The 21,881-nt window shown below is 37.8% G+C and carries 21 protein-coding genes and 3 pseudogenes; 19 read left to right on the top strand and 5 right to left on the bottom strand.

Annotated elements, in window-relative coordinates; translation table 11 throughout:
- Window positions 1-148 precede the first annotated feature (148 nt).
- The 6 genes from yceD (at window position 149) to fabG (ending at window position 4,603) form a co-directional block, all read left to right on the top strand.
- Window positions 149-673, top strand: a complete 525-nt coding sequence (gene yceD / locus EL259_RS01540; RefSeq protein WP_126598367.1) for a 23S rRNA accumulation protein YceD — start codon at window positions 149-151, stop codon at window positions 671-673.
- 17 nt (window positions 674-690) lie between these two features.
- On the top strand, window positions 691-861 hold the full coding sequence (gene rpmF, locus EL259_RS01535) for a 50S ribosomal protein L32 (protein ID WP_011608316.1): 171 nt from the start codon (window positions 691-693) through the stop codon (window positions 859-861).
- A 23-nt stretch (window positions 862-884) separates the two neighbouring features.
- A complete protein-coding gene (gene plsX / locus EL259_RS01530; protein WP_126598365.1) occupies window positions 885-1,850 on the top strand; it encodes a phosphate acyltransferase PlsX in 966 nt (321 codons plus the stop codon).
- Window positions 1,851-1,876: 26 nt separating this feature from the next.
- Window positions 1,877-2,827, top strand: a complete 951-nt coding sequence (locus EL259_RS01525; protein ID WP_126598363.1) for a beta-ketoacyl-ACP synthase III — start codon at window positions 1,877-1,879, stop codon at window positions 2,825-2,827.
- A 92-nt stretch (window positions 2,828-2,919) separates the two neighbouring features.
- Entirely contained in the window at window positions 2,920-3,864 is a 945-nt protein-coding gene (gene fabD / locus EL259_RS01520) for an ACP S-malonyltransferase (RefSeq protein WP_126598361.1), read from the top strand.
- Window positions 3,865-3,874: 10 nt separating this feature from the next.
- Window positions 3,875-4,603 (top strand): 3-oxoacyl-ACP reductase FabG, encoded by a 729-nt coding sequence (gene fabG / locus EL259_RS01515; RefSeq protein ID WP_126598359.1) that lies wholly within the window; start codon window positions 3,875-3,877, stop codon window positions 4,601-4,603.
- Between the two features lie 106 nt (window positions 4,604-4,709).
- On the opposite strand, the gene rho is transcribed toward fabG, so the two are convergent.
- Window positions 4,710-5,969, bottom strand: coding sequence for a transcription termination factor Rho (rho, locus tag EL259_RS01510; protein WP_126598357.1), 1,260 nt, complete (start codon window positions 5,967-5,969; stop codon window positions 4,710-4,712).
- Between the two features lie 386 nt (window positions 5,970-6,355).
- On the opposite strand from rho, the pseudogene rhlB reads away from it, so the two are divergent.
- The 3 genes and pseudogenes from rhlB to EL259_RS01495 form a co-directional block, all read left to right on the top strand.
- Window positions 6,356-7,528: pseudogene (rhlB, locus tag EL259_RS01505) on the top strand (ATP-dependent RNA helicase RhlB); the annotation flags it as partial.
- Window positions 7,529-7,586: 58 nt separating this feature from the next.
- Complete coding sequence (locus EL259_RS01500; protein ID WP_126598353.1) at window positions 7,587-8,267, top strand: glycosyltransferase family 25 protein; 681 nt, start codon at window positions 7,587-7,589, stop codon at window positions 8,265-8,267.
- Window positions 8,267-9,304, top strand: a complete 1,038-nt coding sequence (locus tag EL259_RS01495; protein ID WP_126598351.1) for a glycosyltransferase family 9 protein — start codon at window positions 8,267-8,269, stop codon at window positions 9,302-9,304. Before EL259_RS01500 ends, EL259_RS01495 begins: the two co-directional genes overlap by 1 nt.
- Before the next feature lie 66 nt (window positions 9,305-9,370).
- Here EL259_RS01495 and EL259_RS01490 read toward each other — a convergent pair whose 3' ends face one another.
- Window positions 9,371-10,075 (bottom strand): 7-cyano-7-deazaguanine/7-aminomethyl-7-deazaguanine transporter, encoded by a 705-nt coding sequence (locus EL259_RS01490; RefSeq protein ID WP_126598349.1) that lies wholly within the window; start codon window positions 10,073-10,075, stop codon window positions 9,371-9,373.
- 205 nt (window positions 10,076-10,280) lie between these two features.
- Between EL259_RS01490 and ubiE the strand changes: the two genes are divergently transcribed.
- The 8 genes and pseudogenes from ubiE to EL259_RS01450 all read left to right on the top strand — a co-directional run bounded on the left by ubiE (window position 10,281) and on the right by EL259_RS01450 (window position 16,717).
- Complete coding sequence (gene ubiE, locus EL259_RS01485; RefSeq protein ID WP_126598347.1) at window positions 10,281-11,054, top strand: bifunctional demethylmenaquinone methyltransferase/2-methoxy-6-polyprenyl-1,4-benzoquinol methylase UbiE; 774 nt, start codon at window positions 10,281-10,283, stop codon at window positions 11,052-11,054.
- Window positions 11,055-11,077: 23 nt separating this feature from the next.
- Window positions 11,078-12,718, top strand: a complete 1,641-nt coding sequence (ubiB, locus tag EL259_RS01480) for a ubiquinone biosynthesis regulatory protein kinase UbiB (protein ID WP_126598345.1) — start codon at window positions 11,078-11,080, stop codon at window positions 12,716-12,718.
- Between the two features lie 110 nt (window positions 12,719-12,828).
- Window positions 12,829-13,086 carry a Sec-independent protein translocase subunit TatA gene (gene tatA / locus EL259_RS01475; RefSeq protein WP_126598343.1) on the top strand — a complete coding sequence of 86 codons (258 nt, stop codon included), beginning with the start codon at window positions 12,829-12,831 and terminating at the stop codon, window positions 13,084-13,086.
- 3 nt (window positions 13,087-13,089) lie between these two features.
- Window positions 13,090-13,372 (top strand): annotated as a pseudogene (tatB, locus tag EL259_RS08740) (Sec-independent protein translocase protein TatB); the annotation flags it as partial.
- 505 nt (window positions 13,373-13,877) lie between these two features.
- A pseudogene (gene tatC, locus EL259_RS01465) lies at window positions 13,878-14,639 on the top strand (twin-arginine translocase subunit TatC); the annotation flags it as partial.
- Between the two features lie 129 nt (window positions 14,640-14,768).
- Window positions 14,769-15,188 (top strand): hypothetical protein, encoded by a 420-nt coding sequence (locus EL259_RS01460; RefSeq protein WP_126598337.1) that lies wholly within the window; start codon window positions 14,769-14,771, stop codon window positions 15,186-15,188.
- The gene (locus EL259_RS01455) at window positions 15,189-15,593 is read left to right on the top strand and encodes a hypothetical protein (RefSeq protein WP_232019069.1); all 405 of its coding nucleotides are present in this window, start codon (window positions 15,189-15,191) and stop codon (window positions 15,591-15,593) included.
- Between the two features lie 80 nt (window positions 15,594-15,673).
- The gene (locus EL259_RS01450; protein ID WP_126598335.1) at window positions 15,674-16,717 is read left to right on the top strand and encodes a glycosyltransferase family 9 protein; all 1,044 of its coding nucleotides are present in this window, start codon (window positions 15,674-15,676) and stop codon (window positions 16,715-16,717) included.
- A 44-nt stretch (window positions 16,718-16,761) separates the two neighbouring features.
- Here the strand turns inward: EL259_RS01450 and EL259_RS01445 are convergent, their stop codons facing one another.
- Together EL259_RS01445 and cysS are read right to left on the bottom strand one after the other, a co-directional pair.
- On the bottom strand, window positions 16,762-17,928 hold the full coding sequence (locus EL259_RS01445; RefSeq protein WP_197721290.1) for a mechanosensitive ion channel family protein: 1,167 nt from the start codon (window positions 17,926-17,928) through the stop codon (window positions 16,762-16,764).
- Window positions 17,929-18,076: 148 nt separating this feature from the next.
- Window positions 18,077-19,462 (bottom strand): cysteine--tRNA ligase, encoded by a 1,386-nt coding sequence (gene cysS, locus EL259_RS01440; RefSeq protein ID WP_126598333.1) that lies wholly within the window; start codon window positions 19,460-19,462, stop codon window positions 18,077-18,079.
- A gap of 96 nt (window positions 19,463-19,558) precedes the next feature.
- On the opposite strand from cysS, the gene EL259_RS01435 reads away from it, so the two are divergent.
- On the top strand, window positions 19,559-20,050 hold the full coding sequence (locus EL259_RS01435) for a peptidylprolyl isomerase (protein ID WP_126598331.1): 492 nt from the start codon (window positions 19,559-19,561) through the stop codon (window positions 20,048-20,050).
- A gap of 67 nt (window positions 20,051-20,117) precedes the next feature.
- On the opposite strand, the gene EL259_RS01430 is transcribed toward EL259_RS01435, so the two are convergent.
- On the bottom strand, window positions 20,118-20,558 hold the full coding sequence (locus EL259_RS01430) for a MarR family winged helix-turn-helix transcriptional regulator (protein WP_126598329.1): 441 nt from the start codon (window positions 20,556-20,558) through the stop codon (window positions 20,118-20,120).
- A gap of 124 nt (window positions 20,559-20,682) precedes the next feature.
- On the opposite strand from EL259_RS01430, the gene EL259_RS01425 reads away from it, so the two are divergent.
- Complete coding sequence (locus EL259_RS01425; protein WP_126598327.1) at window positions 20,683-21,870, top strand: iron-containing alcohol dehydrogenase; 1,188 nt, start codon at window positions 20,683-20,685, stop codon at window positions 21,868-21,870.
- The last annotated feature ends 11 nt before the right edge of the window (window positions 21,871-21,881 follow it).

Here is a 21,881-nt window from a genome sequence, read left to right as displayed (position 1 = left end):
TTGAATAGTCAATAAAAAATTTTATGTAATATATTAGTTTTTTTAATTCAAAAGACAGGTTATTTACATAAAAGACTTGTTAAAATTATTCTAAAAAGTGATAATTTCCTTTGACTAATAGAACATCAAAAGGTAATATTCACGGTCTATGCAAAAGGTAAAACTACCCCTAACTACTGACCCGGTAAAAGATGCACAACGTCGTATTGATCTTAATGGGGTTTATACGGCAAATATGTTGACGCGTTTGGCGGAATCAGTAAATAAAGTGCTTAGTGATGCACAGGTTTCATTATCATTTTTTATTGATGCGCAAAAATTGCCGGTCATGAAAGGTAATGCACGTGTTGATGTAGAATTAACTTGTCAACGTTGTGGAGAACCATTCATTGACACACTGGAATGTGAATTTATTTATAGTCCAGTTAGATCAGTAAGTAAAATAGATGAGTTACCTGAAATTTATGAACCAATCGAATTAAATGCGTTCGGTGAAATAGATTTACTTGGTATCGTAGAAGATGAGCTTATTTTAATGCTCCCTCTGGTACCAAAGCATACATCTGAACACTGTGAAGTGTCCATAGCGGAACAGGTATTTGGTGAATTGCCTGAAGAACTGGCAGAAAAACCAAACCCTTTCGCTGTATTAGCTAATTTAAAGAAAAAGTAAATTTAGGAGTATGGCCAATGGCTGTTCAACAAAACAAAAAATCTCGCTCACGTCGTGACATGCGTCGTTCACATGATGCCTTAACAACTGCTGCAGTATCTGTAGATAAAACCAGCGGTGAAACCCATTTACGTCACCATGTAACTGCTGACGGTTACTACCGTGGTCGTAAAGTAATCAACAAATAATCGTTGTTGCTTAAGGTAATCCATTGAGTCGTCTAACTCTTGCGTTAGATGTAATGGGCGGGGACGTAGGTCCCCGTATTACTATGCCTGCTGCAATTAAAGCGGTGGGAGATGATCCTCAACTTTCTCTTTTATTATTTGGTCATCGGGATCAAATATCTCCGTATTTAAAGCAAATCCCCGAGCATTTAAAAGATGTGAAAGAGCGGCTTGTGCTTTGTCATACATCTAAACAAATTCAAAGTGAAGACGGAATTTTACGTGCTATGCGTCGTAGTCACGATACGTCAATGTATCTTGCCTTAGAATCGGTTGCCAATGGCGATGCGCAGGGATGCGTAAGTGCGGGAAATACTGGCGCTTTAATGGGATTAGCAAAACGGTTAATTCGGCCATTGTTTAATATTGAGCGGCCAGCACTGATGTCTATTATTCCGAGTCTAGATAATACTCCCCAAGTGATGTTAGATTTGGGGGCAAATATTGATTGTTCTGCCAAAAATTTATATCAATTCGCATTAATGGGCACAATTTTTGTAGAACAATATTTTAAACTTTTTCACCCACGTGTTGCCTTATTAAATGTCGGTACTGAAACCTATAAGGGTACTGCAACTATTCGCCAAGCTTCACAAATGCTAGAGGCGGATAATCGAATAAACTATATTGGTTTTATTGAGGGGGATAATCTTTTAGAAGGCAAAGCAAATGTTATCGTACAAGATGGTTTTTCGGGGAATATTGCACTAAAAACTCTTGAAGGGGCGGTAAAAAATTTACAAATTTTGCTTAAAAAACAACATTCACTTTTTAATCCTGAACAATATAATGGTGCTTCTTTGCTTGGTTTACAGTCAGTTGTTGTAAAAAGCCATGGGGGTGCTAACATGTCAGCCTTTTATTATGCGATTTTGAATGCAGCTAAACAAGTGCGTTCGCATATCCCACAACAAATTGCCAAGGCGTTGACAATTAACTCTTTTATTTAGAAATTTAGATTTAATGTGAGAATAATATGTATAGTAGAATTTTAGCCACCGGTTCCTATTTACCAACAAAAATTAGAACCAATGCCGATTTAGAAAAAATGGTAGATACCAGCGATGAATGGATCACAGCACGCTCTGGTATCAAAGAACGCCGTATTGCTGAATCAGAAGAAACCGTTGTGAGTATGGGTTTTACTGCAGCTCAAAATTGTTTACAAATGGCTAATATTGATGCCAATGATATTGATTTAATTATCGTGGCAACCACAAGTGGTGAAAACGCTTATCCAAGTGCTGCTTGTGATATTCAGGGGTTATTAGGTATTAAAGATGCAATTTCTTTTGATATTGCTGCAGCTTGCAGTGGTTTCGTATACGCATTAGGGATTGCCGATCAATTTATTCGTGCTGGACAAGTAAAAAAAGCATTGGTGATCGGTTCCGATCTTAACTCACGTAATTTAGATGAAACGGATCGTAGCACAGTGATCTTATTTGGTGACGGAGCAGGTGCAGTGATCTTAGGAGCGAGTGAAGAGGCAGGAATCCTTTCTACTCATTTACATGCAAACAGTGAGAAAAGTGATATGCTACGCTTACCGCATAAAAAACGTGGTGACGCGCAGTCTGGCTTTATTCAAATGCAAGGGAACGAAACCTTTAAACTTGCTGTGCGTGAATTATCTAACGTTGTCGTTGAAACATTAGAAAAAAATCAATTAGCAAAAACAGATATCGACTGGTTAGTGCCACATCAAGCGAATTTACGCATTATCACAGCAACTGCTAAAAAACTCTCCATGGATATGTCACAAGTTATTGTTACCCTTGATCGCACAGCGAATACAAGTGGTGCGAGTGTGGCTATTGCACTGGATGAAGGGGTACGTGATGGACGTATTCAACGTGGACAACTGCTACTTCTTGAAGCATTCGGTGGTGGTTGGACCTGGGGTGCAGCACTCGTTCGTTTCTAATATAATTAAACACGCCTCAATTTTCATAAAAATTTTCGAAAATTGGGGCGTCATTTCTTTCTATAAAATAACCTTCGTAAAAAGGATAACATATGAAAAAATTTGCAATGGTATTTCCAGGACAAGGCTCTCAAGCTGTTGGTATGCTTAGCGAATTAGCTGAGCAATTTCCTATCGTGAAAGCGACTTTCCAAGAAGCAAGTGATGCGTTAGGCTACGACCTCTGGAAATTAACTCAAGAAGGTCCAGCTGAAGAACTTAACAAAACTTGGCAAACTCAACCAGCCTTATTAACTGCTTCCGTTGCGATTTTCCGCCTTTGGCAACAACAATATCCTGATGCAAAACCAAGCATGATGGCAGGACATAGTTTAGGGGAATATTCTGCATTAGTTTGTGCGGGTGTGATTGATTTTAAAAAAGCAGTAAAACTTGTAGAACTGCGTGGACAACTTATGCAACAAGCTGTACCTACTGGTGAAGGGGCAATGTTCGCAATTATTGGTCTTGATAATGAAAGTATTATCAAAGCGTGTGCGGATGCTGCACAAGGTGAAGTTGTTTCTGCGGTAAACTTTAACTCACCAGGTCAAGTGGTTATTGCGGGTCAAAAAGCAGCGGTAGAACGCGCGGCAACGCTTTGTAAAGAAGCAGGGGCAAAACGTGCGCTACCATTAGCTGTAAGCGTACCATCTCACTGTGCATTAATGAAAGAAGCAGCAGAAAAATTTGCAGAAACCCTTTCAGAAATTACATTTAATGCGCCTGTGTTTGAAGTCATGAATAACGTAGATGTAGAAACACCAGTAGAACCTGATGCAATCCGTGATGCGTTAGTACGTCAACTTCATAGCCCAGTACGTTGGACTGAAAGCGTTGAAAAAATGGCTCAGCAATTAGGTATTGAAGTATTACTTGAAATGGGACCAGGTAAGGTATTGACTGGTTTAGCAAAACGTATTGATAAATCATTAGAAGCAGCTGCAGTAAATGATGATGCAAGTCTTAAAGCGGCATATGAATTAGTTTCAGCATAAGGAATTAACAATGGAAAAGAAAATTGCATTAGTGACAGGCGCAAGCCGTGGTATTGGTCGTGCTATCGCTGAAAAATTAGCAAGCCAAGATATGTTTGTTATTGGTACAGCAACTACTGAACAAGGTGCTGAAAAAATTTCTGCATACTTAGGTGAAAATGGTAAAGGTATGGTACTAAACGTTACCGAACCAGAAAGTATTGATACTTTATTAGCACAAATCAAAGAACAATTCGGCGATATTGATGTGCTTGTTAATAACGCAGGAATCACTCGTGATAACCTTTTAATGCGTATGAAAGATGATGAATGGTTTGATATTCTCCAAACTAACTTAACGCCGATTTATCGTCTATCTAAAGCTGTTTTACGCCCAATGATGAAAAAACGCTTTGGTCGTATCATCAATATCGGCTCGGTAGTGGGTAGCATGGGTAACCCAGGTCAAAGCAACTACTGCGCAGCAAAAGCGGGTGTGATCGGTTTTAGCAAATCATTAGCAAAAGAAGTGGCAAACCGTGGTATTACAGTAAACGTTGTAGCACCAGGCTTCATTGCAACTGATATGACAGATGCACTTACTGAAGATCAAAAAAATGCGATTTTAAGCCAAATTCCAGCAGCGCGTCTTGGTGAAGCGAAAGATATCGCAAATGCCGTTGCGTTCTTAGCATCAGAAGATGCAGGCTACGTAACAGGTACAACCATGCATGTTAATGGCGGTTTATACCTTGCTTAATTAATGCGTATCAAATATAAAAATACCGCTTTAGTTAGCGGTATTTTTTTGTGTTTTAAATATAAAAAACGCTGTAGAAATACAGCGTTTTATTCAAATTAAGAAACTATGAACGTTTCATAATATCAAAAAACTCTTCGTTAGTTTTACCTACGGCAAGTTTATCGATAAGCCATTCCATACTTTCCACTTCACCCATTGGATTAAGGATTTTACGAAGAATCCACATTTTTTGAAGTTCATCTGGGGTAGTAAGAAGATCTTCTTTACGTGTACCAGAGCGGTTAAAGTCGATAGCAGGGAAGACACGTTTTTCGGCAATTTTACGAGAAAGGTGTAATTCCATGTTACCAGTACCTTTAAATTCTTCGAAAATAACTTCATCCATTTTTGAACCTGTATCAACAAGTGCAGTTGCAATAATGGTTAAGCTACCACCTTCTTCAACGTTACGCGCAGCACCGAAGAAACGTTTTGGACGATGTAATGCATTCGCATCCACACCACCAGAAAGGATCTTACCAGATGCAGGGGTTACGGTATTGTAGGCACGTGCAAGACGCGTAATACTATCTAACAAAATAACCACATCTTTTTTATGCTCTACAGCACGTTTTGCTTTTTCAATTACCATTTCAGCAACTTGTACGTGACGTGATGCAGGCTCATCGAAGGTTGATGCAATCACTTCACCTTTTACGGTGCGACGCATTTCGGTTACTTCTTCTGGACGTTCGTCAATCAGTAAAACGATTAATTCAACGTCTGGATAGTTATGGGTAATGCTTTGTGCAATATTTTGAAGAAGCATAGTTTTACCCGCTTTTGGTGGCGCAACGATAAGACCACGCTGACCTTTACCGATAGGGCTTGCTAAATCTAAAATACGAGCAGTTAAATCTTCTGTTGAACCGTTACCACGTTCCATACGAAGGCGAGAGTTTGCGTGTAAAGGAGTCAGATTTTCGAAAAGGATTTTATTGCGGGAGATTTCAGGACGGTCATCATTGACACGGTCAACTTTTAGGAGGGCAAAATAACGTTCACCTTCTTTTGGTGGGCGGATTTTCCCCTCAATCTTATCACCCGTTTGTAAATTAAAACGACGAATTTGACTTGGGCTTACGTAAATATCATCGGAACCTGCTAAGTATGAACTATCTGCAGAACGTAAGAAACCGAAACCATCTGGTAAGATTTCTAAAACGCCACCGCCAAAGATATCCTCACCACTTTTAGCGTGTTGTTTTAAAATTGCGAAAACAATATCTTGTTTACGTAAACGAGCAAGATTTTCTAATCCCATTTGTTCGCCTAAAGCGATCAAATCAGATACAGGAGTATTTTTAAGTTCTGTTAAATGCATAATACTTGATTGGTTTAAATAGAATTGGTTAATAGAAGTGATATCTTTTTATTTCGCTGGATTTTAGCATTAAAAGAGCAGAGTGTCTAAATAAAATTACAAAACCCATAATAAAAAAGCACCCGAAGGTGCTTTGATTTATTATTTTTTACTCGGTGGGTTATTGCCACGGCTACCGCCTGATGGATTACCTGTGCGAGAAGGCCAGTTTGGATTTGAATTTCCAGTGCGATTAACTGCCATACATTACTCCTTGTAAGTTAATTATTGCGAGTTAATTGTACAAAAAAAAAACAAAACGCAACCACTATTACGCACTTTTTTTCGGTGTTTTTTTAGATTTATGCTATCATTTCGTCAATATTTTATTTTTTTATCAAGAAATTATGTCTGACACTTATTTAACTCAACAACGCTTTTCCGATCTTCCTTTAGAAAGTAGTATAAAACAAGCATTAGCACAGAAAGGCTTTGAGTTTTGTACCCCTATTCAAGCACTAACGTTACCGCTTAGTCTAGCAGGACGTGATATTGCAGGACAGGCTCAAACAGGGACTGGTAAAACAATGGCATTCTTAATTGCTGTTTTTCACCAACTTCTTTCCAAACCTCAAAAAACGAAACAAATTCGATCACTGATTTTAGCTCCTACTCGCGAACTCGCCGTTCAAATTCATGATGACGCAAAATTTTTAGCGAAAGCAACTGGCTTACGTTTAGGCTTGGCTTATGGTGGCGAAGGGTACGATCAACAATTGCAAACGCTTGAAAAAGGCGTTGATATTTTAATTGGGACAACGGGACGGGTTATTGATTACGTGAAACAAGGTGTAGTTTCATTAAACCACATTCAAGCCGTTGTATTGGATGAAGCTGATCGCATGTTTGACTTAGGATTTATCCGTGATATCCGTTATATCTTGCGTCGCTGTCCTAAACCGCAGGAACGCTTAACCTTACTTTTCTCTGCAACTTTATCTTACAAAGTACGAGAATTAGCATTTGAGGATATGAATGAACCTGAATATGTTGAAGTAGAGCCAATGCAAAAAACGGGACACCGTATTCAAGAAGAACTTTTCTACCCATCTAACCAAGATAAAATGGCACTCCTGCTTACCCTTATTGAAGAAGAGTGGCCAGATCGTGCAATTATTTTTGCTAATACTAAACATCAATGTGAAGAAGTTTGGCGTTATTTACAAGCCGATGGACATCGTGTCGCTCTATTAACTGGCGATGTTGCACAGAAAAAACGTTTAGCGCTACTTAAAGCCTTTACGGATGGTGATCTTGATTTGTTGGTGGCAACCGATGTCGCCGCTCGTGGATTACATATCCCAGATGTGACTCACGTATTCAACTACGATCTCCCAGACGATCGAGAAGATTATGTTCATCGTATTGGTCGAACAGGGCGTGCTGGTGAAAGTGGTGTATCTATTAGCTTTGCTTGCGAAAAATACGCAATGAATTTACCCGCGATCGAAGAGTATATCGAACACCAAATCCCAATTAGCCAATACGATCCAACCGCATTACGTACGGATTTGCCAAAATTAACTCATTCTTATGTAAAACGTAGAAAATAATGAATAAGAATAATAGGAATAAAATATGACAAAGACTATGTTGCCACCCATTTTTATTATTAGTTTAAAACATTCTGATCGTAGAGAATTTATTAGCGATTGTTTAAGTAGTTTAGGGTTAAGATTTCAGTTTATTGATGCTGTATATGGTAAAGATCTTACAGATGAAGATTTGTCTAAAGTCGATTTTGAATTTTATCCTCAACGTTTTGGAGCTAAAAAGCCATTAACCAAAGGAGAGTTAGGTTGCGCACTGAGCCATATTAGTATTTATGAGAAGATGGTGAAAGAAAAGATTCCAGAGGCAATTATCCTAGAAGATGATGCTATCGTGAATTTGTATTTTCCTGAGATTTTAAAAAAGGCGTTAGAGAAGTTACCTAAACGTGCAGAAATGTTATTTTTAGATCATGGTAAAGCAAAAGTATTTCCAATTATGCGTTCTTTACCTGAGCGTTATCGATTAGCACGATATTTGACACCTTCTAAAAATTCAAAACGTACAATTACATGTACAGCCGCTTATTATCTTAAATTAGATGGTGCTAAAAAACTTTTATCAAAAGCCTATCCATTGAGATTGCCTGCCGACTATCTAACAGGACTTTTACAATTAACTGGCATTCATGCGTATGGTATAGAACCTGCTTGTAGTACCAGTGGACATCGTTCACAAATTGATGATCAAGGGAATAGGTACGATTAATGTCACTTAAAAAAACTTTACAAAATTTCCGTATTAAAATTGGAAAGGCATTATTAGATAAAACAATTGTTCGTGATACGCCCACTACTCCAAAACGTTTTTTATTCTTGCGACAAGATGGGAAAATAGGGGATATCATAGTTAGTTCATTCGTCTTTAAAGCGTTGAAGAAATACTTCCCAGATTGTGAAATTAGTGTAGTTTGTTCTGAAACTAACAGAGAATTACTCCATAAATTTCAGGAAATTGATAAAATTTACACCTTACCCAAACGTAGCATCAAAGCTCGATTTCATTTAGGAAAAGTTCTTCGGAAAGAAAAATTTGATTATCTATTAGATCCAACGGTATTTTTGCGTAATAGGGATCTCTTTTTTATCCGTCTTATTGGGGCGAAGAATAATGTTGGCTTTTTGAAAGCAGATTATAAGATTTTTAATTTTAATATTGAGAATAGTTCACAACATTTTGCAACGGTGTATGAACAAATGTTGAAATATTTCATTAAAGATAATTTTGATACACACTACATTATTCCGCAAGATGAAAAGGCAGAACAAAATATAGTTAATTTTTTGCATAATAATCAATTAGAACATTATATTGCTTTAAACCTTTTTGGCGCAGGTTCCAATAGGCAATTTAGTGAAGAAAAAGCGATTGAGTTGATTAATTATGTTCTCAATTCTTCAATGAAAAATATTGTATTGCTAGGCTATCCAGCAGTTATGGATAAATTAAAAAATTATCGTCAAAAATGTGTAGAACCAGAGAGAACATATCTCTACAAGGATACAAAAACTATTTTTGATAATATCAGTTTGATCAAATATGCGGATTTATGTATTTCTCCTGATACATCAATCGTACATATTGCAGTCGGATTGGATAAACCTTTAATTAGTTTCTATAGTGAAGGCGAAGAAAATTTCCAACACTGGAACCCTAATACAAAAAATCCAAGTTATATTTTACGTTATAGTAAACATGTTAATAATCTGGATATAAAGGATATCAAACCCGATTGGCTCAATTAGAAAAAATCCCTTTACCACTCAGTAAAGGGATTTTTTATATAAATTTTTACGAAAATAGGGGCGTGATTACACAGTTTGTAAGCGGCGGGTGAGGTTTTGTAAATGGTGCATGATGTAATTAAGAATTACACCATAAGCTGGTACAAAGAGCACTAAGCCAACAAACAGTTTAAAGCAATAATCTACTACACCAATTTCAAACCAATGATTTGCCATGAATATATCAGTGCTTGCATAAAATGCCACGCTAAAGAATACGTAGGTATCTGCCATGGAACCAAAAATCATTGAAGATGTTGGCGCAATCCACCACCATTTTAATTGACGTAAGCGATTAAATACAGTTACATCTAATAATTGTCCCACGGCATAAGCTGCAAAACTTGCTGCCGCAATACGGAATACAAAGAAATTAAAATGTGTTAATGCCGAAAAGCCTTGGAAATGGGCATTATCAAATAGCGTAGAAATCACATAACTGATGAGCAATGCGGGAAACATCACAGAAAAAATAATTTTTCGTGCTAAGGTTGCCCCAAAAACACGCACAGTCAGATCCGTTGCCAAGAAAACAAATGGAAAGGTCAATGTTCCCCATGTTGAATGGAACGTAAAATCCTGAAACCCAAACCAATGTAGTGGAAGTGTGACAGGGAAAGAAATTTGCACTAAATAGTTACTGGCAGTGATAACCAAAATATGGAAAAAACTCAGAATGATAAGTGCGTAGATTTTTTGTTGATGAGAAAGGGTGAGTGTTTTGTTATGCATAAAATTATCCTTTTTAAATAAAACATCATTGAGGTAAGGGAACTCAATTTCTTACGAAAATGCGTAAAAAATACACATTAATTAAGGGGCGACATGATACAAGATAAAGAAAATAATTCAATAGGTTAAATGGAAAAAATAAAATTGGCGTATAATGATCGTGCTTTATTTTTTATTTTTTGTTTGGATCATACACATTATAATTATGAAAGAAGAAATTTTAGTATCAAAAAAAACTTCTCAAGAAAGTACCGATTTTGGTTTCCAACAGGTTGCCAAAAATGAAAAACAATTACTTGTCGCTAATGTCTTTAATTCGGTGGCGACAAAATACGATTTAATGAATGATTTACTGTCTTTCGGCATTCATCGTCATTGGAAAAAGTTTACGTTAGCACATTCTGATATTCAACAAGGACACCACGTATTGGATTTAGCAGGAGGAACAGGCGATTTTACTGCTAAACTTTCACCACTCGTTGGTGAAAATGGGCGAGTTGTTCTGGCGGATATCAATCCACGCATGTTAGCGGTGGCAAAAGAAAAATTAGCGCATTTTTCACTTTTAGATAATGTTGCCTATCAACAAGCAAATGCGGAAGCGTTACCCTTTAAGGAAAATAGCTTTGATCGCATCATTATTGGCTTTGGATTGCGTAATGTTACAGACAAAAATAAAGCCCTGCGTTCTATGTTGCATGTATTAAAACCGGGCGGACAGTTATCTGTTTTAGAGTTTTCCCATCCTTGCCGACGCAGTCTCGCATCAGCATATCATTTCTACTCTTTTCATATTTTACCGCATTTAGGACATATGATTGCACATGATGCGGCGAGTTATCGCTATCTCGCAGAATCTATTCGCATGCATCCCACTCAAGAGGTTCTGAAAAAAATGATGTTGCAAGCGGGCTTTAAAAATGTACATTATAAAAATCTAAGTGGGGGCATCGTAGCACTTCACACCGCTAAAAAATAAAATATCCAACCTTAGGAGGCAATATGCCCAAAACGTTCGCTAATTCAAAGCGTCTTTATCATATTTTACGAACTTTTTTACGTTATGGATTAGATGAAAAATTACCGAAACAAAACATCATATTGCCTTTTAAACTCGGACGAAAATTGATTTTTTGGGAAAAAAATCAATATCCCGATTTAGCTTATGGCGTGCGATTACGTTATGCGCTCCAAGAATTAGGTCCTGTATGGATCAAGTTCGGGCAAATGTTGTCAACTCGCCGTGAGCTTTTTCCTCCAGAAATTGCTAATGAATTAGCTTTGCTTCAAGATAAAGTACCTCCTTTTTCTGGGGTATTGGCTCGAGCTGAAATTGAGAAATCGCTTGGAGGAAAATTAGAAACCTGGTTTTGTGATTTTGATGAAATCGCATTAGCCTCAGCCTCACTTGCTCAGGTACATACTGCCAAATTTAACGCTACGCAACCAAATGCAGGAAAAGAAATTGTTATTAAAATTTTACGCCCCGATATTCGAGAAAAAATACAGGCTGATTTAGAACTTATGCATCAATGTGCTGAAATTCTTTTAAAAATTGCGCCAGAATCTTACCGCTTACGCCCTGTTGAAGTGGTTAAGGAATATGAAAAAACATTAAATGATGAGCTTGATTTACGAGTAGAGATGAAAAATGCACAAAAGCTTCGTCATAATTTTCTCAATAGCGATAAACTTTATATTCCCGAAATGTATCCGCAATTTGCCCACCAAAATATGATTGTGATGGAGCGAATTTATGGTATCCCAGTGGGGGATATTGAGGCACTTAAAACAGCAGAAATAAATTTACCTATCTTAGCGGAACGTGGCGTAGAGGTATTTTTTACCCAAGTTTTCCGTGACAGTTTTTTCCATGCCGATATGCATGCGGGTAATATTTTTGTTAATCCTGATAAAAAAGAAGATCCCCAATATATTGCTGTCGATTGTGGGATTGTCGGTTATCTTAATGAAAAGGATAAACGCTACTTAGCAGAAAGTTTTGTTGGCTTTTTTAATCGTGATTATCGTCTTGTAGCAGAAATGCATGTGGCTGCAGGCTGGACACCGCCTGATACAGATATTAATGCATTTGAGGCAGCATTCCGCCAAGTTTGTGAGCCGATTTTTGAAAAATCGTTGTCGGAAATATCGTTTGGTGAAGTGCTAATGAATTTATTTAATGTCGCACGTGACTTTAATATGCAAGTGCAACCCCAATTAGTTCTTCTTCAGAAAACAATGCTTTATGTTGAAGGATTAGGAAGACAGTTAGATCCTCATCTTGATCTTTGGAAAACGGCAAAACCATTCTTGCAAAATTGGCTAGAAGAGCAGATGAGTCTTAAAAAGGCACTTAATAAATTAAAAGTACAGTTACCTTTTCTACAAGAACATTTGCCTGATATGCCTGTTAAATTTATTGAAGCACTAGAACAACAGAAAAACCTGTCGTATCAATTAATCCAGATCAATAAACAATTAATTGCTCAACAAAAGTGGCAGAAAAAGGTGTTATTATTGGTAAGTAGTGGAGTATTTTTTCTTGCGGGATTATGGCAATTTCAGACCTCTTCTAGCCTCATGGCGAGTGTATTTTGGCTCATGAGCGTTTGTTTCTTCCTATTCGGGTGGCGACGCTAATAAGTTAAAAAATTGTAAAGAAAATTGTCCTTTATACTTTTTCATTCACAGCAAAAGGGTTATACTTCGCAAGTTATTACTATTATCTAATTATTTTATGGAGGAACATTATGTTCGCAGGCGTTAGTATTTGGCAATTACTTATCTTATTACTTGTTGTTGTTGTAATTTTTGGTACCAAAAAACTTCGTACCATTGGTTCAGATCTTGGTGGTGCCGTACGAGATTTCAAAAAAGCAATGAGTGAAAACGATCAAGAAAACAATGCAAGTAGCGTGAACAATGATGCTAAATTCAATAAAATTGAAGAAAATGCACAACCAAGCGCACAAACTACCGAAAAAGCAAAAGATAAAGAACAGGCATAATCCGTGTTTGATATTGGTTTTTCAGAAATACTGTTACTCTTGGTGATAGGGCTTATTGTACTTGGTCCAAAAAGACTACCAGTAGCAATCCGTACGGTAATGGGGTGGATCAATACCGCACGAAATCTTGCTAATACAGTACAAAATGAACTAACCCAAGAGTTAAAACTTCAGGAACTGCAAGAAAGCATTAAAAAAGCAGAGCAGCTTAATGTGGAAAAACTTTCTCCAGAATTAAGTCAAACTGTTAAAGATTTGCGTGCTTCAGCAGAAAAAATGAAAGCGGATTTAAGCAAGGGTATCCAAGAAACTGAAAAAAGTTTTAATGATGCAGTAAATCCTCCTTCTGCGCCTGTAAAAGATACCTCTACTGCGGAAGTTGCAGAAAAACCTTCTACAAATGAAGAAAAAGCACCAGAAACAGAATCTGATGCAACAGCAGTTTCGACAACGAAAACAGTGGAAAATCAAGCGTCAGAATTGGCAAAAAATGCCGAGGAAGAAGAGGCGGTTGCTGCAGCAGAGCAGGAAGTGGAATTTATTCCTGAAAGTTGGTCAGTAGAACCATTCAATGCTTCTCCGACTGCAAATATCCCAATGCCTCCGCCAGATGAACCAGAGTATGTGCAAAAACCTGCACATAAAGAAAATGAAAATACAGCAGAAGAAAAGCAAGCGAAAGAGATTGTGATTAACCCTGCCTATTTTACCTCTGATGACTTAGCGGATTACGAAGAAGTTGAACCTGCATCGCATGTTTCAAATAGCCCATCACAGCAGAAAAAAACAGTATGACAAAACAAAGTGAAGAAGAACGTGTTGAGCAAACACAACCGCTAATCACCCATTTACTTGAGCTACGTGATCGTTTATTACGTAGCATTATTTTTGTGGCGGTCGTTTTTTGTTGTTTGATTTATTTTTCAAATGATATTTATGGCTTTGTGGCAGCGCCATTATTAGCTGTTCTGCCAAAAGGCTCAACAATGATTGCAACCAGTGTGGTAACACCATTTTTTACCCCACTCAAATTGACAGGTGTTGTTGCCGTTTTCCTTTCTGTACCTTATTTACTTTATCAGGCTTGGGCATTTGTCGCTCCCGCTTTGTACAAGAAAGAAAAACGTTTAATTTATCCATTACTGATTTCAAGTACGATTTTATTTTATCTTGGTGTCGCTTTTGCGTACTACGTCCTTTTCCCGATGGTTTTTGCGTTTTTAACCAAAACCACGCCACATGGCGTAGCGATTGCGACGGATATTAGCAGTTATCTTGATTTCGTATTGACGATTTTCTTAGCATTCGGTGTTTGTTTTGAAGTACCCGTTGCAATTATCTTATTAGTATGGGCAGGGATTACGACACCAGCAGATTTACGTAAAAAACGACCATACATCATTGTGGCGGCATTCTTTATCGGGATGTTATTAACCCCGCCAGATGCGATTTCACAAACTTTACTTGCTATACCAATGTGGCTTCTTTTTGAGATTGGTGTTGTTTGTGCAACATTCTATCAACCAAAAGAAGACAAGGAAGAAAAAGAAGATGTAGATGCGGATAAAACCTCAGAAACATCACCAGTTGTAAAACCGACAGAAGAGGGAACCGCAGAGGGAAGCTCAACCCACCCTACGGATAAGCAGTAATTTCCGTATAATTTTTTATAGGAAAATACCATGGAAAATCAAGTAATTACTGAATCTTCTGAGCATAATCAACAAATTATGCAAAATAATAGAATGTGGATGATCGCCATGTACATTTGTTTTATTGGCGGGATGACGATTCTACCTGGCATCGCTGCGATTGCAGGTCTAATTATCGCTTATGTAAAACGTGATGATGTGCGGGATACGATTTATTATTCGCATTGTAACTGGTTGATTAAGACGTTTTGGTATCCGTTTTTCATTGCCATTTGTGCTTTTATCGTTGTTGCAATTGGAATGGTGATTCCATACGTGGGTATTATCCTAGCAATTTGTGCATATTTGGTCTTATTCGTGATTTCAATTTGGTATATCGTGCGTGTTATTTACGGTTTTATCAAATTGTTAAATGATCAAAGTGTCAACGCAGATTCTTGGTTACTATAAATGAACACGCAAGCGATTTCAGAACAACAAATCATAAAGGAAAATAGAGCGTACATGATTACGATGTATGTATTCTATTTTCTCGGTATGACATTTTTGCCAATTGTTGGGACACTCGTTGGCGTGATTATGGCGTATTGCAAGCGTCGTAAAATGCTTGGCACGATCTACTTTGAGCATTGCACATGGTTAATTAGAACCTTTTGGTATCCGATTTGGGCAAATATTATCCTTGCCCTCCTCTTTATTACGGTATGGATTATTCCGATTGTGGGGGGATTTGCGATTGCTACAATTCACGTTCTTTTCCCACTAGTAGGGATTTGGTACATTGCTCGTGTGATATTTGGTTTTATAAAATTACTCATGAATCAAGGAGTTAATGCAGATTCTTGGTTCTTTTAATTTTTAAGTTAGACGCCTCGATTTTCGCATAAATTTTTGTGAAAATTGGGGCGTGTTTGTTTTACTTTTAAGGAAATTTCATGCCACTTTTTTCCCAGCCTCCTAAGTCTATTTGTATCTTACGCCTATCTGCGATTGGGGATGTTTGCCATGCCTTAGCGGTTGTGCAAGCGATTCAACGTTATTGGCCAGAAACCAAAATTACCTGGATTATTGGTAAAGTTGAACGCCAATTATTTGCACAAGTGGATGGGATTAATTTTGTCGTTTATGATAAAAAGGCAGGGATTAAAGGTATCTTAGCCCTTTGGAAACAACTTAAAGGACAACGTTTTGATGCGTTGTTAAATATGCAAACCGCATTGCGTGCCTCCATTCTTTCTTTAGGCATTAAAGCAAAATATAAAATTGGTTTTGGAAAAGTGCGCAGTCGAGAAGGGCAACAGTGGGTGGTGAATCGTCGTATTCAAGATCCAGAAAATCCGCATGTACTCAATGGATTCATTGCTTTTGCAGAAATGCTTGGTGCCCCCGTTTCTCAGTTGACCTGGCACTTAAATATTCCAGAAAGCACTCAGCAGAAAATGGCGCAGTATATTGATACGAGTCATCAAACTTTGATCATTGCGCCTTGTTCGAGTAAAGCAGAAAAGGACTGGTTGCCAGAGCGTTATGCGGATATAGCTAACCTTGCCCATGCACAAAATAAACAAGTGATTTTATGTGGCGCTAATTCTGCAAGGGAACAAAAAATGTTAGCGGATATTGAAAAAGCATGTAATTTCAAACCACTAAATTTAGCGGGTAAAACCAGTTTGCTTGAGCTTGCAGCGTTAATTCAACAAGCGGACTTAGTTTTAGCGCCAGATAGTGGACCAGCCCATATCGCCACCGCTGTTGGCACACCAGTTATCGGACTTTATGCTTATCACAATCCAAAACGTACTGGACCTTATAATGATTTGGATAAAGTGATTTCCGTATATGATGACTTTCTGGCTAAAGAGCAGCCACAAGCAAAAAAATTACCATGGGCATATAAATTAAAAACGCCCCGTCTTATGGAAAATATCACGTCTGAACAAGTGATTGCCAAGATGCGAGAAATCGGATTTTTGGCATAAAATAAAAAAGCACAAAGAATTGTGCTTTTTTATTACCAATGTATTTAATTTTTTTGCATAGTCGCCAGATTTTGTGGCGCAGGATCTTGCCCTGCTGGATTTTGCGTAACAAAAAGTTGTTGTGTCGGAAATGCAAATTCTGCACCATGGCGATCCACAATATCACGAATTAATAATAGGATTTTTTGTTTCACTACATAAAATTCCACCCAAGCGGTTGTTTTCGTAAAGGTATAAACCATAATATTGAGTGAAGATGCAGCGAATTGATCGAATGCCACAATGATTGTTTGTTGATTATCAATATCAGGATGGTTGTAAAGCATTTCTTTGATTTCAGCGACAATTTTATCAATAACATTGATATCATCGTAACGCAATCCGATATTCTCATAAATTCGGCGATGGAGCATACGGCTTGGATTTTCCACGGCAATATTCATAAATGTACTGTTTGGAACATATAACGGACGTAAATCAAAGGTACGGATACGCGTCATGCGCCAACCGATATTTTCAACCGTTCCTTCAATTTGACGATCAGGTGAGGAAATCCAATCACCCACTCGGAAAGGTTTATCAATAAAGATCATGAACCCACCAAAAAAGTTGGCGAGTAAGTCTTTTGCGGCAAAACCAATTGCAATGCCACCAACGCCACCAAAAGCGAGTACCCCAGAAATCGAAAAGCCAAAATTTTGCATTATCATTAAAATAATAATAATAACGATAGATAATCGTAATAATCGCCCTACGGCCATAATAGTCGTACTATCATATTTAGGCTTTGTGCGTTTTATCATATTAAGCTCAAAGGCTTTGATGAGTGAAAGCAGAAATGCGCCGAATAACAGGATAACCCCAAGATTCCAAACTTCTAATAAAAAACCGCTCCAATCAATTTGATGATATTGTGTAATGGTTTGGCAGATCCAAATAAACGCACCGAAATTGATGAAATAATTAATCGGCTTACGTGCTGCCTCAACGACACTTTCATCAAGTAGAGAATGGGTATGATTTACCCAACGTTTCATGCGGTTGAGTACAAGTTTAAGCGTAAGGCGAAGTAGAACGGCGAGTCCTAAAATAACCAAAATCATTAAGACCCAGTTAAATTTAGTGGGAAAGAATTGATTGAACTTCATCATCATGTTAATTACGAATTGATTGATCGTATCAAAATGCGAAAAGTTCGATAATGTATTCATAAGATAACTTCCTTATTTTAGCTGTAATAACGTTATACGCTCTTTTTTATTGTGCCATAAATAAGAAAGTGGAGAAAGCATATGAAAATACGCCCCGATTTTCGTAAAAATTTTTAGGAAAATTGGGGCGTGAATTAAAAAAATAGAATTATGCTTTACGCCATGTTGTGCCGTTAGCGGTATCTTCTAAAACGATATTCATCGCTTTAAGTGCATCACGAGCTGCATCGGCTGCCGCCCAGTCTTTGTTTTGGCGTGCAGTGTTGCGTTGTAAAATGAGCGCTTCAATTTTAGCCACTTCATCATCTTCCGCATCACCTTTTAAGAAGGCATCTGGATCATTTTCTAGTAAGCCTAAAACACCACCTAATTGACGTAAACGAGCTGCCATTGCATCTGCTTCAGGTGCTTGTTGTGCTTTTAAAGTATTGACTTCACGTGCTAAGTCGAAAAGGACAGAGAAAGCGTTTGGCGTATTAAAATCGTCATTCATCGCTTCTTCAAATGCACTTACAAATTGTTCGCCACCCGCAGGTTGTGCGTTTTTATCAGTACCACGCAGGGCAGTGTAAAGACGTTCTAACGCACTTTGCGCTAAGTTTAGGTTTTCTTCCGTATAATTTAATGGGCTACGGTAATGCGTGCTTAATAAGAAATAGCGCACGGCTTCTGCGTTGTAATGTTTTAATACATCACGAATAGTAAAGAAATTGCCAAGTGATTTAGACATTTTTTCTTTGTTTACCATAATCATACCACTGTGCATCCAGTAGTTTACGTATGGGGTTTCAAATGCACAGCAAGATTGGGCAATTTCGTTTTCATGATGAGGGAACATCAAGTCGCTACCACCACCGTGGATATCAAAATGCGTTCCCAATTCTTTGCTATTCATTGCAGAACATTCGATATGCCAACCTGGACGACCTTTACCCCATGGAGAGTCCCAACTTGGTTCATTCGGTTTTGACATTTTCCAAAGTACGAAATCCATTGGATTTTTCTTGATCGCAGAAATTTCAACACGTTCACTCGCACCCGCTTGTAATTGTTCAAGATTTTGGCGAGAAAGTTTGCCATATTCTTTAAAACTTAATACGTCAAACATAACATCGCCGTTTTCTGCAACGTACGCATGATTTTTTTCAATCAAGCGCGAAACGAGATTGATAATTTCTGTAATGTGGTAAGTCGCACGAGGTTCGCTATTCGGTGGCAGAATATTAAGGGCTTCGAAATCTTTATGCATTTCTTTTACCATGCGATTCACTAGATCTTCGCAGCTTTCACCATTTTCTAATGCACGTTTAATGATTTTGTCGTCCACATCGGTAATGTTGCGCACATAGTTTAAGTCATAACCTAAGTGACGCAGATAGCGTGCTACCATATCGAAACAGACGAAAGTACGACCATGTCCAATATGACATAAATCATATACCGTTACGCCACAAACATACATGCCCACTTTCGGCGGATTAAGGGGCGTAAATTCTTGTTTTTCTCGGGAAAGTGTATTGAAAATTTTTAACATAATATTTCTCGGTTATAAGGAAAATCTTTTAAGCTTTCTAGCACTGATTAGTAATTTATGGAATAATATTTTTCTTTTTAGTAAGGAAAAAACAATATGATTACACTACATACTAACTATGGCGATATCAAATTAGAATTAGATTTTGACAAAGCACCAGCAACGGCAGAAAACTTTTTAAATTACTGCAAAGAAGGCTTTTATAATAACACAATTTTCCATCGTGTAATTGATGGATTTATGATTCAAGGTGGTGGTCTAGAATCAGGTATGCTTGAAAAAGATACCAAAGCACCAATCGCAAATGAAGCAGATAATGGTCTTTCTAACAAACGCGGTACAATCGCAATGGCACGCACAAGCGATCCGCATTCTGCGACTGCACAATTCTTTATCAATACTGTAGATAATGGCTTCTTAGATCACAAATCTAAATCAATGCAAGGTTGGGGCTATTGTGTATTTGGTAAAGTAGTAGAAGGTATGGATGTTGTTGATAAAATCAGCAAAGTAAAAACTGGCAATTACGGTTTCCATCAAGATGTACCAAAAGAAGAAGTGATCATTAAAGACGTCACTATCGACTAATTTACATTTTTTAAAACAATCACGCCTCGATTTTCCTAAAAATTTTTACGAAAATCGGGGCGTAGTTTTAAAAATCGCCTTTTAGATTGCGATTTAAAATATCAAGCAATCCCATCAATTCTGCTTGTTCATCGTAGGTTAATTTTTTCGGTAAACTAGCGTACAAGTTCTTTTGCATTTCATAGGCTTCGGGTTTAAGTGCCAACGCTTTTTCTGTCAATTTCACTTTTTTACTCCGTTTATCACTTTGTTGTGTCACAATTTCAATAAAGCCTTTTTCGACTAATTTTTTAAGCATGACACTGAGCGACCCGCAATCAATTTCCGTAATAGAATGGAGTTCCCCGATCGTCAAATCATCCTCTTCCCAAAGTGCTACCATCGTCAAATATTGCGGATAAGTCAGGTTTAGTTTTTCTAAAAATGGGCGGTAAAGGCGAGTAATACGGTTTGAAACCACATACAAGCGGTAGCAAAGCAAATTTTTTAAAGAGGGTGTTTTTGACATAAAGTGTTCCTATGAAAATGATGTCTTATTATACGTTGCAGACAAATTCTTGCAAAACCATTCTTAGCTAGCGTAAACTGCTGGGATACAAAAAGCATAAAACTTAAACAAAAAGGGGAGAAAAATGCAAAACTTCATTTACCAAAACCCAACCAAAATTCTATTTGGGGAAGGACAAATCGCTAATTTACCTGCACAAATTCCACATGATGCCCGTATTCTTTTGTTATACGGTGGTGGCAGTATCAAGAAAAATGGCATTTATGATCAAATTCAAAAAGCCTTTTCGCATTTTCATCTTGTAGAGTTTTCAGGTATTCCCGCCAATCCAGAATATGAAGTCTTACTGCAAGCCGTTGAAAAAATCAAAGAACAAAACCTTGATTACATCTTAGCAGTCGGTGGTGGCTCAGTAATTGATGGGGCAAAATTTATCGCTGCAGCGGCGAAATATGAAGGGGATGATCCTTGGCAATTATTAGCAAAAAGAAATGAAATTAAAATTACGGATGCCGTGCCATTCTCTGCAATCCTAACTCTCCCTGCGACAGGTTCAGAAATGAATAGTGGGGCAGTCGTTTCACGCCGTGCGACCAAAGAAAAATTATCGTTTAATTCACCGTTGTTATATCCAAAATGTTCCGTGCTTGACCCAACGGTTATCCGCTCTTTACCACGTCGCCAATTAGAAAACGGAATTGCCGATGCCTTTACTCACGTCTTGGAACAATATATGACCTATCCTGCTGGTGGTTTATTACAAGATCGCTTTGCAGAAGGCATTTTACAAACCTTAATTGCGGTTAGTCAGCCTGTGTTAGAAGATCAAAGTAATTATGAAGCGGCAGCTAACTTTATGTGGAGCTGTACTATGGCATTAAATGGCTTAATTGCACAAGGCGTGCCACAAGATTGGGGCGTGCATGCGATTGGGCATGAATTTACCGCACTTTTCGGCATTGATCATGCGCGCACCTTAGCGATTGTCGCACCACGTTATTATGAACATTGCTTTGAGGATAAAAAAGCCAAATTAGTACAATACGCAGAACGTGTATGGCAAATTACGAGCGGTTCGGACGATGAAAAAGCACACCAAGCGATTCAAAAAACGGAAACTTTCTTTAATTCTATTGGGATTAAAACCGCATTATCTGATTACACAGAAGATTATGCGACTGCGCCAGAAATTATTGAGAAACGTTTCCAAGATCGTGGCTGGGTAGGCATTGGCGAAAATCGTAAAGTCACACCTGCGGAAGTAAAAGATATTGTGAAACGCACTTTTTCACCCGCAGTAAAATTTGATTAAGCATAAATTTT

The sequence above is a fragment of the Actinobacillus delphinicola genome (assembly GCF_900638385.1).
Taxonomy (GTDB): Bacteria; Pseudomonadota; Gammaproteobacteria; order Enterobacterales; family Pasteurellaceae; genus Actinobacillus_C; species Actinobacillus_C delphinicola.
The sequence above is the reverse complement of the archived record's forward strand: the minus strand, read 5'-3'. Positions and strand labels throughout refer to the sequence as shown.

Bases quoted from the DNA above. Each gene is read 5' to 3' on its own strand.
- yceD (WP_126598367.1), top strand. From the start codon at position 149: ATGCAAAAGGTAAAACTACCCCTAACTACTGACCCGGTAAAAGATGCA.
- rpmF (WP_011608316.1), top strand. From the start codon at position 691: ATGGCTGTTCAACAAAACAAAAAATCTCGCTCACGTCGTGACATGCGT.
- EL259_RS01525 (WP_126598363.1), top strand. From the start codon at position 1,877: ATGTATAGTAGAATTTTAGCCACCGGTTCCTATTTACCAACAAAAATT.
- fabD (WP_126598361.1), top strand. From the start codon at position 2,920: ATGAAAAAATTTGCAATGGTATTTCCAGGACAAGGCTCTCAAGCTGTT.
- fabG (WP_126598359.1), top strand. From the start codon at position 3,875: ATGGAAAAGAAAATTGCATTAGTGACAGGCGCAAGCCGTGGTATTGGT.
- rho (WP_126598357.1), bottom strand. From the start codon at position 5,969: ATGCATTTAACAGAACTTAAAAATACTCCTGTATCTGATTTGATCGCT.
- EL259_RS01500 (WP_126598353.1), top strand. From the start codon at position 7,587: ATGACAAAGACTATGTTGCCACCCATTTTTATTATTAGTTTAAAACAT.
- EL259_RS01495 (WP_126598351.1), top strand. From the start codon at position 8,267: ATGTCACTTAAAAAAACTTTACAAAATTTCCGTATTAAAATTGGAAAG.
- EL259_RS01490 (WP_126598349.1), bottom strand. From the start codon at position 10,075: ATGCATAACAAAACACTCACCCTTTCTCATCAACAAAAAATCTACGCA.
- ubiE (WP_126598347.1), top strand. From the start codon at position 10,281: ATGAAAGAAGAAATTTTAGTATCAAAAAAAACTTCTCAAGAAAGTACC.
- ubiB (WP_126598345.1), top strand. From the start codon at position 11,078: ATGCCCAAAACGTTCGCTAATTCAAAGCGTCTTTATCATATTTTACGA.
- tatA (WP_126598343.1), top strand. From the start codon at position 12,829: ATGTTCGCAGGCGTTAGTATTTGGCAATTACTTATCTTATTACTTGTT.
- EL259_RS01460 (WP_126598337.1), top strand. From the start codon at position 14,769: ATGGAAAATCAAGTAATTACTGAATCTTCTGAGCATAATCAACAAATT.
- EL259_RS01455 (WP_232019069.1), top strand. From the start codon at position 15,189: ATGAACACGCAAGCGATTTCAGAACAACAAATCATAAAGGAAAATAGA.
- EL259_RS01450 (WP_126598335.1), top strand. From the start codon at position 15,674: ATGCCACTTTTTTCCCAGCCTCCTAAGTCTATTTGTATCTTACGCCTA.
- EL259_RS01445 (WP_197721290.1), bottom strand. From the start codon at position 17,928: ATGAATACATTATCGAACTTTTCGCATTTTGATACGATCAATCAATTC.
- cysS (WP_126598333.1), bottom strand. From the start codon at position 19,462: ATGTTAAAAATTTTCAATACACTTTCCCGAGAAAAACAAGAATTTACG.
- EL259_RS01435 (WP_126598331.1), top strand. From the start codon at position 19,559: ATGATTACACTACATACTAACTATGGCGATATCAAATTAGAATTAGAT.
- EL259_RS01430 (WP_126598329.1), bottom strand. From the start codon at position 20,558: ATGTCAAAAACACCCTCTTTAAAAAATTTGCTTTGCTACCGCTTGTAT.
- EL259_RS01425 (WP_126598327.1), top strand. From the start codon at position 20,683: ATGCAAAACTTCATTTACCAAAACCCAACCAAAATTCTATTTGGGGAA.